Raw genomic sequence first — 13,320 nt, 5'->3', positions numbered from 1 at the left:
AAACGGTAATGAAGGGGAGGATATTCATGATGTACAATCGTTTTACACAGCGCGCACAAAAAGTTTTACAACTTGCGCAAGAAGAGGCAATTCGCATGAAGCACGAAGCAATTGGTACCGAACATATATTGTTAGGATTGATTCGTGAGGGAGGAGGAATTGCTGCAAAAGCCCTTGAAGCAATAGATGTAAGTTCTGAAATGATTGAAGAGGGTATTGAAGAATTAGTTGGTATGGGTACAAAAAATGTTGGTCCAATTGTACATTACACACCCCGTGCTAAAAAGGTAATCGAATTATCGGTTGATGAATCTCGTAAATTAGGCCATTCCTACATTGGCACAGAACACTTACTATTAGCGTTAATCCGAGAGGGTGAAGGCGTCGCAGCTCGAGTATTAAATAATGCAGGAGTAAGTCTAAACAAAGCCCGTCAACAAGTGTTACAACTCTTAGGTAGCAATGATCATCCACAGGCAAATAATAATACTGCTCCAGCAGCGAATACACCAACTTTAGATAGCTTAGCACGTGACCTTACTCAAATTGCGAGAGAAGGAAGCTTAGATCCTGTTATTGGTCGAAGCAAAGAAATAACACGTGTAATTGAAGTACTATCTAGACGTACAAAAAATAACCCAGTTTTAATTGGTGAACCAGGTGTTGGTAAAACGGCAATTGCTGAAGGTCTTGCACAACAAATTGTTAACAATGAAGTACCTGAGACATTGCGTGACAAACGAGTAATGACGTTAGATATGGGTACTGTTGTTGCTGGTACCAAATATCGTGGTGAGTTTGAAGATCGCTTGAAAAAGGTGATGGATGAAATTCGCCAAGCAGGTAATGTCATCTTATTCATTGATGAATTACACACATTAATTGGTGCAGGTGGTGCTGAAGGTGCAATTGATGCATCTAATATTTTAAAACCATCCCTTGCTCGTGGTGAATTACAATGTATCGGTGCAACAACACTTGATGAGTACCGCAAATATATTGAAAAGGATGCAGCCCTTGAACGCCGCTTCCAACCAATTCAAGTAGATGAACCTTCTGTAGAAGAAGCAATTCAAATTATTAAAGGGTTACGAGATCGTTATGAAGCGCATCATCGTGTGAAAATTACTGATGCAGCGATTGATGCCGCTGCAAAAATGTCAGATCGTTATATTTCAGACCGCTTTTTGCCAGATAAAGCAATCGACCTGATTGATGAAGCAGGTTCAAAAGTACGTTTACGCTCATTTACAACACCACCAGATTTGAAAGAATTAGAACAACAACTTGATTCCTTACATTCTGAGAAAATGGCTGCAGTACAATCACAAGAATTTGAAAAAGCTGCATCTTTACGTGATACAGAACAAAAACTAAAAGATAAATTGAATTCGACAAAAAAAGAATGGAAAGAAGAACAAGGTAAAGCAGAATCAAAAGTAACTGTAAATGATATTGCTGAAGTCGTATCGATGTGGACAGGAGTACCTGTTGCAAAACTAGCACAAGAGGAATCTGAGAAATTACTCAAACTTGAAGAAGAGTTACACAAACGCGTAGTTGGTCAAGGTGAAGCAGTCGAAGCTATTTCTAGAGCTATTCGTCGAGCACGTGCTGGATTAAAAGATCCAAAGCGTCCAATTGGTTCATTTATCTTCTTAGGCCCAACAGGTGTTGGGAAAACAGAGCTTGCACGTGCATTAGCAGAAGTAATGTTTGGTGATGAAGACGCGATGATTCGAGTTGATATGTCTGAATACATGGAAAAACACTCGACTTCACGTCTTGTAGGTTCACCTCCAGGATATGTCGGTTTTGATGAGGGTGGCCAACTAACAGAAAAAGTTCGTCGCAAACCATATTCAGTCATCTTGCTTGATGAAATTGAAAAAGCACACCCAGATGTATTTAATATTCTTCTACAAGTACTTGATGATGGTCGTTTGACAGACTCTAAAGGTCGTGTAGTTGACTTCCGTAATACTGTGGTCATTATGACGTCTAATATTGGCGCTGAAGCATTAAAATACCGTAAATCTCTTGGATTCGGTGCACAAAGCGCAACTCAAAATCAAGAGCATGCGAAAAACGTTATGATGGAAGAATTGAAAAAAGCATTCCGACCTGAGTTCTTAAACCGTATCGATGAAATGATTGTGTTCCACTCTTTAGAAAAAGAAGAGCTAAATCAAATTGTTGTGCTAATGGCGAAAACACTAACAAAACGTCTAGAAGAACAAAATATAACACTTGAGTTAACGCCAGCTGCAATCGAAAAAATTGCGAAGGAAGGGTACGATCCACAATACGGTGCTCGTCCATTGCGCCGCGCTATCCAAAAACATGTGGAAGATCGCCTTTCTGAAGAAATTTTAAAAGGTACTGTTTTAACAGGACAACGAGTGGTTTTTGATGTTAAAGATGACCAATTCATTGTGGAAGTAAAAGAATTAGTAACAAAATAATGAATGCATTATGACAAAATAGGCAATATTCGCCGTAAATAGGGCATTCCAAATGCGAAATTTGGAATGCCTTGTTTTATAATATAAGAAAAAGAGAAATACATGATAGTGGGGAGAAATATGGTTAAAAAGAAAACAAAATTCTTTTGTAATTCATGTGGCTACGAATCACCAAAGTGGTTAGGCAGATGTCCAGGTTGTGGTGAATGGAATACGATGGTTGAAGAAGTGGAAGTAGTTTCAAAAGGGCCAAAAGGTGCATTCCAACATTCATCAAGTGTTTCACAAAAAGCAACACCTATTATTTCTGTAGAATCAGAAGAGGCACCAAGAATAGAGACGGAACTAAAAGAGCTAAATCGCGTCCTAGGAGGTGGGGTAGTACCAGGATCCCTCATTTTAATTGGTGGTGATCCGGGGATTGGTAAATCTACATTATTACTACAAGTATCTGCGTTGCTATCCAATAAAGGCCACCGAGTTCTTTATATTTCAGGAGAAGAATCTATTCGTCAAACAAAGCTAAGAGCTGAACGACTTGGTGTCAAATCAGCAGAACTTTATATTTACTCAGAAACAAATTTAGAATTTTTAAATCAAACAATTGATGAAGTAAAGCCTAAGTTTGTTATTGTGGATTCAATTCAAACGGTATACCACCCAAATGTGACAAGTGCACCAGGGAGTGTATCGCAAGTTCGTGAATGTACAGCAGAATTTATGAGAATAGCAAAGACGAATAATATTGCCATATTTCTTGTAGGACATGTAACGAAGGAAGGGCAAATTGCTGGACCACGTATTTTAGAACATATGGTAGATACCGTATTATACTTTGAAGGTGAACGGCACCATACGTATCGAATTTTACGTAGTCAAAAAAACCGGTTTGGTTCAACCAATGAGATAGCCATTTTTGAAATGCTTCAGGATGGCTTAAAGGAAGTACTAAATCCATCTGAATTGTTTCTGCAAGAGCGTTCACAAGGTGCACCAGGGTCAACGGTTGTTGCTTCAATGGAAGGAACAAGGCCAATCCTAGTAGAAATTCAATCGCTCGTAACACCATCAAGCTTTAATTATCCAAAACGAATGGCAACTGGTGTTGACCAAAATCGTATATCCTTGTTAATGGCTGTATTAGAAAAAAGAATGGGAATGCTATTACAAGCTCAAGATGCTTATATTAAAGTTGCTGGTGGAGTGAAGTTAGATGAACCTGCGATTGATTTAGCAGTATTAGTTAGCATTGTTTCTAGTTTTAGAGATATTGCTGCAAAACCAATGGATTGTTACGTTGGTGAAGTAGGACTAACAGGCGAAATACGCCGAGTTTCTCGTATTGAACAACGTGTGCAAGAAGCTGCAAAATTGGGCTTTAAACGTGCTATTATACCAGCCTCTAATTTAGGTGGTTGGGAATATCCAAGTGACATTGAAGTACTTGGTGTAGAAACAGTGAACCAAGTATTAAAATTGAGTTTTAAGGAATTGTAAGACATTAACGGATTTCTTGTCGATTGATGTCAATCTAATTTTTTTATGAATTAGATTGTATTCAGTGACTATTCAAGGCGTTTTTAAGGGAATCTATGTATAATGAAATTACTTAAAGGAGGTGCATCAAATGCTAAAGAGAGTTATCCAATTTGCGTTTCTTTTTATCGGAGGAACATTGGGTTTATTTATTTTACCGCCATTATACGAATTGATTCATTTATCCTCGAACCCATGGTTAAATAATCCGTATACTTCTGTGGCAATTGGTGCTTTAATATTATTTGGTTTTTCATTTTTGCTATCAGATTACTTTGTGAAATTTATCAAATGGATGGAAGAAAAACTATTAAAGGCACCTGTAGGAGATTTATTGTTTGGCACCTTAGGGTTAATCATCGGATTAATTGTTGCATACTTAATTGGCTTTGCAATCGATAGTATTAAGATTCCGATTGTCACAACAATATTGCCGATTTTATTATCAATTGTGTTGGGGTATCTTGGATTCCAAGTAGGTTTTAAAAAACGTGATGAATTAATTAACGTTTTCACATCTGGTAAATCACATAGTGGATCTAAGAAAAAGGCGGCAGAAGAACCGGAGATTCCCGATTCAATGTATAAGCTTTTAGATACAAGTGTGATTATAGATGGACGTATTGCCGATATTTCTGAAACTGGATTTGTTGAAGGAATTTTGGTTGTTCCACAATTCGTATTAACAGAATTGCAACATATAGCAGACTCTTCAGATACGTTAAAGCGTACAAGAGGTCGCAGAGGCTTAGATATATTAAGAAAATTACAAGATGAAAGAGCTTCACATGTGCTTATTACAGAAGTCGATTTTGATGATGTACAAGAAGTTGATTTAAAACTAGTACGCCTGGCAAAGAAAATGGGTGGACAAATTTTAACAAATGATTTTAATTTAAATAAGGTATGTGATTTACACAACGTAAAAGTGCTTAATATTAACGATTTAGCAAATGCGGTGAAGCCGGTTGTTATTCCGGGTGAAGAGATGCATGTTGTTGTGATCAAAGACGGTAAGGAACACAACCAAGGTGTGGCTTATTTAGATGATGGTACAATGATTGTTGTAGAAGAAGGAAGATCTTATATTGGCCAAGCGATTGTAGTAACCGTAACGAGTGTATTACAAACATCTGCTGGTCGTATGATTTTTGCCAAACCAAAACAAAATGGAAGAATAGCATAGTATAAAATATGAAAGAGACAGGGCGAATGGCTGCCTTGTCCTTTTCATTGATAAGGAAGTGAAAGGGTTCAATGCAATACGATGTAATATTACCAGCTGCAGGTAGTGGGAAACGAATGGCGGCAGGGAAAAATAAATTATTTTTGGAGTTACGACAAAAACCAATTTTGATACATACATTAGAGGTTTTTCAGCAAGATGAAGCATGTAAGGGGATTTGGTTGGCTGTAAAACCTGAAGAGCGTTCGTATATTGAAACACTTTTAGCGCAATTTCATATTACAAAAGTAAAAGGACTACCTGATGGTGGCTCAGAACGTCAATACAGTGTAAACGCCTGTGTGAAAAAAGTGGTAGATGGCAACATTGTTTTAGTACATGATGCAGCACGCCCTTTTATTACAATTCCGATTATTCATAAATTGGTAGAAGCTGCTCATACCAAGGGTGCGGCAATTGCAGGCGTACGGGCTAAGGATACGATGAAAAGAGTAAAAGATGGTGTTATTGAAGAAACAGTGGACCGTTCAAGTCTTTGGATGATTCAAACACCTCAAGCATTTGATTTTCAAGTGTTAAAACGTGCAGAACAGCAGGCAGAAGAAGAAAATTTCTTAGGCACTGATGAAGCGATGCTCGTTGAACGTTTAGGACAATCTGTATATATTGTTGAAAGTAGTTACGAAAACGTTAAAATAACTACTAAAGAGGACTTAGTTTTTGGTGAAGCCATTCTAAGTCAACGTATAGGAGGATAACTATGTTTCGAGTAGGACAAGGTTTTGATGTACATGCATTTGCTGAAGGACGTCCATTAATAATTGGAGGGATTACGATTCCTCATGATAAAGGATTGATAGGCCATTCAGATGCCGATGTTTTGTTACATACAGTAACAGATGCAGCACTTGGTGCGATTGGAGAAGGAGATATTGGTCATCATTTTCCTGATACTGATCCAGCTTTTAAGGATGCAGATTCTTCAAAATTACTAGCGTATATTTGGAAAATCGTAGAAGAAAAAGGCTATTCTTTAGGGAATGTGGATTGTACAATTATGGCACAACGTCCAAAAATGGCACCGTATATTGAACAAATGCGTAATCACATTGCAGAACTTTTGCATGCAGATCCATCTCAAGTTAATGTCAAAGCAACAACTACTGAAAAGCTCGGTTTTACTGGACGTGAAGAAGGAATTGCTGCAATGGCAACAATTTTACTTATAAAAAATTGACTTCCTTTAATTTTTATACTTGCAGTGGTAAAATGAACAAAGTTGAATTTTTGAACGACAAATAGGAGGATTTAATCATGACTAACAAAGTTCGTGTTCGTTATGCACCAAGCCCAACTGGACATTTACACATTGGTGGCGCACGTACAGCACTATTCAATTATTTATATGCAAAACATTATGACGGAGATTTCATTCTTCGTATTGAAGATACAGACGTAGCTCGTAACATTGAGGGTGGCGAAGCATCACAAATCGAAAACCTAGCTTGGTTAGGTATCCACCCAGTAGAATCACCAGTAATCGGCGGTCCTTTTGCTCCTTATCGCCAAATGGAACGCTTAGATATCTATAAAGAATATGCTCAAAAATTAATCGATATGGGTATGGCATACAAATGCTTCTGTACTTCAGAAGAATTAGAAGCTGAACGTGAAGCTCAACGTGCAAATGGTGTTGCGGCACCAATGTACAACGGTGCTTGTCGTCACTTATCTGCTGAACAAGTAGCAGATAAAGAGGCAGCTGGTATGCCTTACACAATTCGTTTCAAAGTACCAGAAAACGAAACGTACACATTCGATGACTTAATTCGTGGTGAAGTAACATTCGAATCAAAAGACGTTGGTGATTGGGTAATCATAAAAGCAAACGGTATCCCAACTTATAACTTCGCGGTAGTATTAGATGACCGCATGATGGAAATGACTCATGTATTCCGCGGTGAAGAACACTTATCAAACACGCCAAAACAATTAATGGTTTACCGTGCATTTGGCTGGGAAGCGCCAAGCTTCGGTCACATGACATTAATTGTAAACGAAAACCACAAAAAGCTTTCAAAACGTGATGAATCAATCATCCAATTCATCTCGCAATACAAAGACCTTGGTTATTTACCAGAAGCTATGTTAAACTTCTTAGCATTGCTTGGTTGGTCTCCAGAAGGTGAAGAAGAAATTTTCTCAATGGACGAGTTAATTGCTCAGTTCGATGAAAAACGTCTTTCTAAATCTCCATCTATGTATGATACAAACAAATTAAAATGGATGAACAATCAATACATGAAAAAATTATCTCATGAAGAAGTAGTTGCTCTTTCTCTTCCATTCTTACAAAAAGAAGGCTTACTTCCTCAAGAATTAACTGAAGAACAACATGAATGGGCTTCAAAACTAATTGGTCTATATCATGAACAAATGAGCTTCGGTTCTGAAATTGTTGAATTATCTAGTATGTTCTTCACAGAAGAACTTGCATATAATGATGAAGAAAAAGAAGTATTAGCGGGTGAACAAGTACCGGAAGTTATGGCTGCATTTAAAGCGCAACTTGAAGCATTAGAAGAATATGAACCTGCAGAAGTTAAAAAAGCCATTAAAGCAGTACAAAAAGAAACAGGTCACAAAGGTAAGAACCTTTTCATGCCAATTCGTGTTGCTGCAACAGGTGAAATGCATGGTCCAGAATTAAATGATGCACTTGTATTACTGGGTAAAGAAACAGTTCTTAACCGCATTGAAAAATATGTAAAATAATTTTGTTTGCTTTTTTTCTACTTCATTGTACAATAAAGCTTACAAATGAGAAAAAAACGTTGAAGAGGAGAAGTATGCGGCACATGCTCTCAAAGAGAGGACCATCAGCGGCTGAAAGTGGTCTGGGCCAATGTAAAGCAGAAATGCACCTCTGAGTGCTAAGTTGAAACTTATTTTAGTAGGCTTAGTCGGTTTGTCACCGTTAAAGACGTTCAAGCGGGAAGTATTTTGTAATGCTTCCAACCAGAGTGGAACCGCGCACACACGGCGTCTCTGTCTTTTAAATAAGACAGGGGCGTCTTTTTTATTTAACAGCTAGCGTCTGTAGCTAGATAGATTTTATAAAAGGGGAGGGGCATTAAAATGTTTAAAAGAATGAGAGAAGACATTGCAACAATCTTTGAAAATGATCCAGCGGCTCGAAGTACACTAGAAGTTGTATTAACTTATTCAGGGTTACATGCTATATGGTCACATAGAATTGCACATGCTTTGTATAAACGTAAATTTTATTTTATAGCAAGATCTGTTTCACAAATCAGTCGATTCTTTACAGGTATTGAAATTCACCCTGGGGCTAAAATTGGTCGCCGCTTTTTTATTGACCATGGTATGGGCGTCGTCATTGGAGAAACATGTGAAATCGGAAATAACGTTACTCTGTATCAAGGTGTGACATTGGGTGGAACAGGGAAAGAAAAAGGCAAACGCCATCCGACATTAGAAGATAATGTTTTAGTTGCTACTGGTGCAAAAGTACTTGGCTCTATTACAATTGGAGAGAATAGCAAAATTGGTGCAGGGTCGGTTGTTTTGAAACCTGTACCGCCAAATGCAACGGTTGTTGGTATCCCAGGTAAAGTCGTAATTCAAGATGGTGTACGTGTAAACCATGAACAAAAATTAGATCATCAAAATATTCCTGATCCAGTAGAGGATCGTTGTCAACAAATGGAACAAAAAATAAATGATTTATATAAAGAACTTGTGAATAGCAAAAAGGAGAGATAATCCCCCATGGGTATTCAAATTTTTAACTCATTATCACGTGAAAAGGAACCGTTTGTACCTCTTGAAGAAGGTAAGGTCAAAATGTATGTGTGTGGCCCGACTGTCTATAACTACATTCATATAGGTAATTCACGTCCTGTCATCGTTTATGATACAGTCCGTCGTTATTTAACATACCGTGGCTACGAAGTTACTTATGTTTCAAACTTCACTGACGTGGATGATAAAATTATTAAAGCTGCAAATGAGTTAGGTGAAGAAGTTTCAGAACTAACGGAACGTTTTATTAACGCTTATTTTGAAGATATTACAGCGCTAGGATGCCAAAAAGCGGATGCACATCCTCGTGTAACTGATCATATGAATGAAATTATCGAGTTTATCAGTGTTTTAATTGAAAAAGGCTATGCTTATGAATCTCAAGGAGATGTTTATTACCGTACTCGTAAATTTAAAAATTACGGTAAATTGTCACATCAATCTGTAGATGATTTGAAAATCGGTGCTCGTATTGAAGCTGGGGAAAAGAAAGAAGATGCTTTAGATTTTGCCCTTTGGAAAGCTGCAAAACCAGGGGAAATCTTCTGGCATAGTCCATGGGGAGATGGCCGTCCAGGTTGGCATATTGAATGTTCTGTAATGGTACACAATCATTTTGGTGATACTATTGATATTCATGCAGGTGGTCAAGATTTGACATTCCCTCACCATGAAAATGAAATCGCTCAATCAGAAGCATATACAGATAAAACTTTTGCACGCTATTGGATGCATAATGGTTATATTAATATTGACAATGAAAAAATGTCTAAATCACTAGGGAATTTCATTTTAGTACATGATATTATTCAACAAATTGATCCGCAAGTGTTACGTTTCTTCATGCTGTCAGTTCATTATCGTCATCCAATTAATTTTGCTCAAGATTTAGTTGAATCAGCAGCTGCTGGTTTAGAACGTATCCGTACTTCTTACAACAACTTAAAACACCGCATAAATGCTACTGCTAATCTAGGAGAAAAAGAGCAGTCTTGGTTAGATGCAATAGGGCAAGAACGTCAAAACTTTGACATAGCGATGGATGATGATTTTAATACTGCAAATGCAATTGCTGTTCTATTCAGTTTATCTTCTGAAGCAAATAAATATTTGAATGAAACTAACACAAATGAAGAAATTTTAACAACATTTATCAATACACTTAAAGAACTTTCAAACGTTTTAGGTATTGAACTTGAAGTAAAAGAAGAACTGTTAGACGAAGAAATCGATGCATTAATCGAAGAACGTCAACAAGCAAGAAAAAATCGTGATTTTAAACGCTCTGATGAGATTCGTGATCAACTAAAAGAAATGAACATTATTTTGGAAGATACACGCCAAGGCGTTCGATGGAAACGAGGTTAATGAAGTGGGAGAACTTCGTAATACAGATGTAAAACAATTAAATGCACTCGCTTTAGCTTATATGGGGGATGCTGTATTAGAAATTGCGATCCGTGAGCATCTACTTAGAGTAGGTCGCGTGAAGCCAAATATTCTTCACCGTGAGGCGACGCATTATGTTTCTGCAAAGGCACAATCAAAAGTTATTCATCAAATGATTGATGAAGAGTACTTTACTGAAGAAGAGATGGCTGTTTTGAAACGTGGTCGTAATGCTAAATCAGGTTCTGTTCCTAAGAACACAGACGTCCAAACATATAAATATAGTTCAGCATTTGAAGCAGTTCTTGGCTTTTTATATTTAACTGGGCAAAAGGAACGCGTCGATGATATTATCCACTATGCGATAAATATGATTGAAAATAAGGAAGAGGTGTCAAAAAAATAATGACAGAACAATTAAAAGAAATAATTGCTGGAAAAAACCCAGTTTTAGAGGCACTTCGATCTGCTAGAGATATTAACAAAATTTGGATAGCTGAGGGAGTTAAGAAAAGCGGAGTTAATGAGTTGCTTGATTTAGCGAGAGAACGTGGAATAATCGTGCAATTTGTACCTAAGAAAAAAGTGGACCAATTATCTTCAGAAAATCATCAAGGCATTGTCGCTTCTGTTGCTGCTTATAACTATGCAGAACTTGAAGATCTTTTTAAAGTAGCTGAAGAACGTGCTGAGGATCCATTCTTTATCATCTTAGATGAATTAGAGGATCCACATAATTTGGGGTCTATTATGAGAACGGCAGACGCAGTCGGTGCACACGGTATTATCATACCTAAACGTCGTTCAGTTAGTTTAACAGCTGTTGTAGCAAAAGCTTCCACAGGTGCTATAGAATATATTCCAACAGTACGTGTAAATAACTTATCGCAAACTGTTGAAGAATTAAAAGAACGTGGAGTTTGGATTGCAGGAACAGATGCTAAAGGATCGGCCGACTATCGTAAAATGGACGCAACATTACCATTAGCCATTATTATCGGAAGTGAAGGGCGTGGTATGAGTCGCATTCTCAAAGAAAAATGTGATTTCCTATATAATTTGCCTATGGTTGGTCATGTAACATCGTTAAATGCTTCGGTAGCAGCATCGTTGTTGATGTATGAAGTGTTCCGTAAACGCCAAGAAGTTTAAGGTAGCTGCCGATGAATATACTCTTAGTTGATGGCTATAACATTATTGGTGCGTGGAAGGAATTACAAACTTTAAAAGAACATAAGCTAATAGATGCGAGAGATCGACTGATAGAGTTAATGGCAGACTATCAAGCCTATTCGGGAATGCGCATCATCGTTGTTTTTGATGCGTATCTCGTTCCAGGTGTTGCAACAAAGGTGAAGCAACATAATGTTGAAATCATCTATACAAGGGCAAAAGAAACTGCGGATGATCGTATTGAAAAGCTAACAGCTGAACTAACAACTAAACGCAACAAAATCTATGTAGCCACTTCAGATATGGCTGAGCAAAGCGTCATATTTGGAAACGGTGCATTAAGAAAATCAGCACGCGAATTTGAAATAGAAATGCAAAATGTGCGTAATCAAATTTCGCAAAAAGTGAAAAATATACAGTTTCAAAAGCCGAGTTCTAAAATTCCGTTATCAGCTGAAGTTATGGAAAAATTCGAACAAATGCGAAGGGGAATTAAATTGAGTGATTGACTGTTATTTTCCAATTCCGGTATACTGATTCTAAATAGGCTAGCGCAATCGGGGTGATACTTTGTTAACGAGTGATCATTTACACGTCAAGCATCAACAATTAGAAGATTTGACTGATGAGCAATTAGTTGAAATGGCACGTCACGGTGATACAGAATCGTTGGATTTTCTGATCAACAAATACAAGCCATTTGTGCGCTTAAAAGTGAAGTCCTATTTTTTAATTGGTGCTGATAAAGAAGATATTGTGCAAGAAGGTATGATTGGATTGTATAAAGCAATCCGAGATTTTAAAGGTGATAAATTAGCTTCTTTCAAAGCATTTGCGGAACTTTGCATTAAACGCCAAATTATTACTGCTATCAAAACAGCTACAAGACAAAAGCATATTCCGCTTAATTCATATGTTTCATTAGATAAGCCAGTCTTTGAAGAGGAGTCAGCTAAAACTTTGATGGACATGCTTACAGGAGCGACTATCGATGATCCTGAAAAATTAGTAATTCATCGTGAAGAATTTAACCACCTAGAAGAAAAAATTGGTGAAGTGCTAAGTGATTTAGAACGTCAAGTATTAGCCTTTTATCTAGAAGGCTGCTCTTATCAAGAAATTTCTGCAAGATTAGACCGACATGTAAAATCAATTGACAATGCATTGCAACGTATTAAGCGAAAATTAGAACGGCATTTAGAGGTAGAATAGTAGCTTAATAGCGTAGAGGGGTTAGTTGACAGCTTGTATAATAGGTGTTAGGATTTAAAAGGATAAATGTGTAAAAGGTGATACTATGGCACAAAAAGTCGCACTAAGTTGTGAAAAATGCGGGGCAAGAAATTATCAGTTGCCTGCAGCTAAAGATAGTACAAAAAGAATGGAATTAAAAAAATATTGTTCTCATTGTAATGAGCATACATTACATAAACAAACTAAATAATACAATTCGTTATGTATATATGATTATATTCGGAGGTTTGGTTGAATGGGTAAGATAGGTGAATTTTTCCGCGGCGTTCTATCAGAAATGAGAAAAACAAGTTGGCCGAAACGTAAAGAATTAACGAAATATACAATGATTGTTATTTCAACATTGGTAATCATGGCTGCGTTTTTCATGGTAGTAGATTTGGGTATTTCGAAATTATTGCGTTGGTACTTAGAGTTGTGATTTAATTAAGTTAATATGTTTGAAATTGCCCGTGTGTTGTTACGGGTTTTTTCATTTTGCCTTTTAGAAAG

General features: G+C 37.1%; 14 protein-coding genes and 1 other annotated feature. All 14 genes read left to right on the top strand.

Going from position 1 to position 13,320, the window contains the following annotated elements:
• Positions 1-26 precede the first annotated feature (26 nt).
• The 14 genes from ABE048_RS11560 (at position 27) to secE (ending at position 13,249) form a co-directional block, all read left to right on the top strand.
• The gene (locus ABE048_RS11560) at positions 27-2,465 is read left to right on the top strand and encodes an ATP-dependent Clp protease ATP-binding subunit (protein WP_430311424.1); all 2,439 of its coding nucleotides are present in this window, start codon (positions 27-29) and stop codon (positions 2,463-2,465) included.
• Between the two features lie 120 nt (positions 2,466-2,585).
• Positions 2,586-3,962, top strand: coding sequence for a DNA repair protein RadA (gene radA / locus ABE048_RS11555; RefSeq protein WP_430311423.1), 1,377 nt, complete (start codon positions 2,586-2,588; stop codon positions 3,960-3,962).
• A 130-nt stretch (positions 3,963-4,092) separates the two neighbouring features.
• Positions 4,093-5,187 (top strand): PIN/TRAM domain-containing protein, encoded by a 1,095-nt coding sequence (locus ABE048_RS11550; protein ID WP_430311422.1) that lies wholly within the window; start codon positions 4,093-4,095, stop codon positions 5,185-5,187.
• A 71-nt stretch (positions 5,188-5,258) separates the two neighbouring features.
• Positions 5,259-5,945: a 2-C-methyl-D-erythritol 4-phosphate cytidylyltransferase gene (ispD, locus tag ABE048_RS11545; protein WP_430311421.1), complete on the top strand. Its 687-nt coding sequence runs from the start codon at positions 5,259-5,261 to the stop codon at positions 5,943-5,945.
• A gap of 2 nt (positions 5,946-5,947) precedes the next feature.
• On the top strand, positions 5,948-6,424 hold the full coding sequence (ispF, locus tag ABE048_RS11540) for a 2-C-methyl-D-erythritol 2,4-cyclodiphosphate synthase (RefSeq protein WP_430311420.1): 477 nt from the start codon (positions 5,948-5,950) through the stop codon (positions 6,422-6,424).
• A 77-nt stretch (positions 6,425-6,501) separates the two neighbouring features.
• Positions 6,502-7,962 (top strand): glutamate--tRNA ligase, encoded by a 1,461-nt coding sequence (gene gltX, locus ABE048_RS11535; RefSeq protein WP_430311419.1) that lies wholly within the window; start codon positions 6,502-6,504, stop codon positions 7,960-7,962.
• Positions 7,963-8,012: 50 nt separating this feature from the next.
• Positions 8,013-8,240: a binding site (T-box leader), on the top strand.
• Positions 8,241-8,325: 85 nt separating this feature from the next.
• Positions 8,326-8,973, top strand: a complete 648-nt coding sequence (epsC, locus tag ABE048_RS11530) for a serine O-acetyltransferase EpsC (RefSeq protein ID WP_430311418.1) — start codon at positions 8,326-8,328, stop codon at positions 8,971-8,973.
• A 6-nt stretch (positions 8,974-8,979) separates the two neighbouring features.
• Entirely contained in the window at positions 8,980-10,380 is a 1,401-nt protein-coding gene (gene cysS, locus ABE048_RS11525; RefSeq protein WP_430311417.1) for a cysteine--tRNA ligase, read from the top strand.
• Positions 10,381-10,384: 4 nt separating this feature from the next.
• Entirely contained in the window at positions 10,385-10,807 is a 423-nt protein-coding gene (locus ABE048_RS11520; RefSeq protein WP_430311416.1) for a Mini-ribonuclease 3, read from the top strand.
• On the top strand, positions 10,807-11,553 hold the full coding sequence (rlmB, locus tag ABE048_RS11515) for a 23S rRNA (guanosine(2251)-2'-O)-methyltransferase RlmB (RefSeq protein ID WP_430311415.1): 747 nt from the start codon (positions 10,807-10,809) through the stop codon (positions 11,551-11,553). Before ABE048_RS11520 ends, rlmB begins: the two co-directional genes overlap by 1 nt.
• An 11-nt stretch (positions 11,554-11,564) precedes the next feature.
• Positions 11,565-12,083: an NYN domain-containing protein gene (locus ABE048_RS11510; RefSeq protein WP_430311414.1), complete on the top strand. Its 519-nt coding sequence runs from the start codon at positions 11,565-11,567 to the stop codon at positions 12,081-12,083.
• Between the two features lie 61 nt (positions 12,084-12,144).
• Positions 12,145-12,786 (top strand): RNA polymerase sporulation sigma factor SigH, encoded by a 642-nt coding sequence (gene sigH / locus ABE048_RS11505; protein ID WP_430311413.1) that lies wholly within the window; start codon positions 12,145-12,147, stop codon positions 12,784-12,786.
• An 85-nt stretch (positions 12,787-12,871) separates the two neighbouring features.
• Entirely contained in the window at positions 12,872-13,018 is a 147-nt protein-coding gene (gene rpmG, locus ABE048_RS11500; RefSeq protein ID WP_430311412.1) for a 50S ribosomal protein L33, read from the top strand.
• A 45-nt stretch (positions 13,019-13,063) separates the two neighbouring features.
• Entirely contained in the window at positions 13,064-13,249 is a 186-nt protein-coding gene (secE, locus tag ABE048_RS11495; RefSeq protein WP_430311411.1) for a preprotein translocase subunit SecE, read from the top strand.
• The last annotated feature ends 71 nt before the right edge of the window (positions 13,250-13,320 follow it).

It is taken from the genome of Rummeliibacillus pycnus (assembly GCF_050459865.1).
Classification (GTDB): Bacteria; Bacillota; Bacilli; order Bacillales_A; family Planococcaceae; genus Rummeliibacillus; species Rummeliibacillus pycnus_B.
This window is presented reverse-complemented; position numbering and strand designations above follow the sequence as displayed.

Excerpts from the sequence above, each read along its gene's own strand:
- cysS (WP_430311417.1), top strand. The coding sequence starts at position 8,980 with ATGGGTATTCAAATTTTTAACTCATTATCACGTGAAAAGGAACCGTTT.
- radA (WP_430311423.1), top strand. The coding sequence starts at position 2,586 with ATGGTTAAAAAGAAAACAAAATTCTTTTGTAATTCATGTGGCTACGAA.
- ispD (WP_430311421.1), top strand. The coding sequence starts at position 5,259 with ATGCAATACGATGTAATATTACCAGCTGCAGGTAGTGGGAAACGAATG.
- gltX (WP_430311419.1), top strand. The coding sequence starts at position 6,502 with ATGACTAACAAAGTTCGTGTTCGTTATGCACCAAGCCCAACTGGACAT.
- ABE048_RS11550 (WP_430311422.1), top strand. The coding sequence starts at position 4,093 with ATGCTAAAGAGAGTTATCCAATTTGCGTTTCTTTTTATCGGAGGAACA.
- rpmG (WP_430311412.1), top strand. The coding sequence starts at position 12,872 with ATGGCACAAAAAGTCGCACTAAGTTGTGAAAAATGCGGGGCAAGAAAT.
- ispF (WP_430311420.1), top strand. The coding sequence starts at position 5,948 with ATGTTTCGAGTAGGACAAGGTTTTGATGTACATGCATTTGCTGAAGGA.
- epsC (WP_430311418.1), top strand. The coding sequence starts at position 8,326 with ATGTTTAAAAGAATGAGAGAAGACATTGCAACAATCTTTGAAAATGAT.
- ABE048_RS11560 (WP_430311424.1), top strand. The coding sequence starts at position 27 with ATGATGTACAATCGTTTTACACAGCGCGCACAAAAAGTTTTACAACTT.
- secE (WP_430311411.1), top strand. The coding sequence starts at position 13,064 with ATGGGTAAGATAGGTGAATTTTTCCGCGGCGTTCTATCAGAAATGAGA.
- ABE048_RS11510 (WP_430311414.1), top strand. The coding sequence starts at position 11,565 with ATGAATATACTCTTAGTTGATGGCTATAACATTATTGGTGCGTGGAAG.
- rlmB (WP_430311415.1), top strand. The coding sequence starts at position 10,807 with ATGACAGAACAATTAAAAGAAATAATTGCTGGAAAAAACCCAGTTTTA.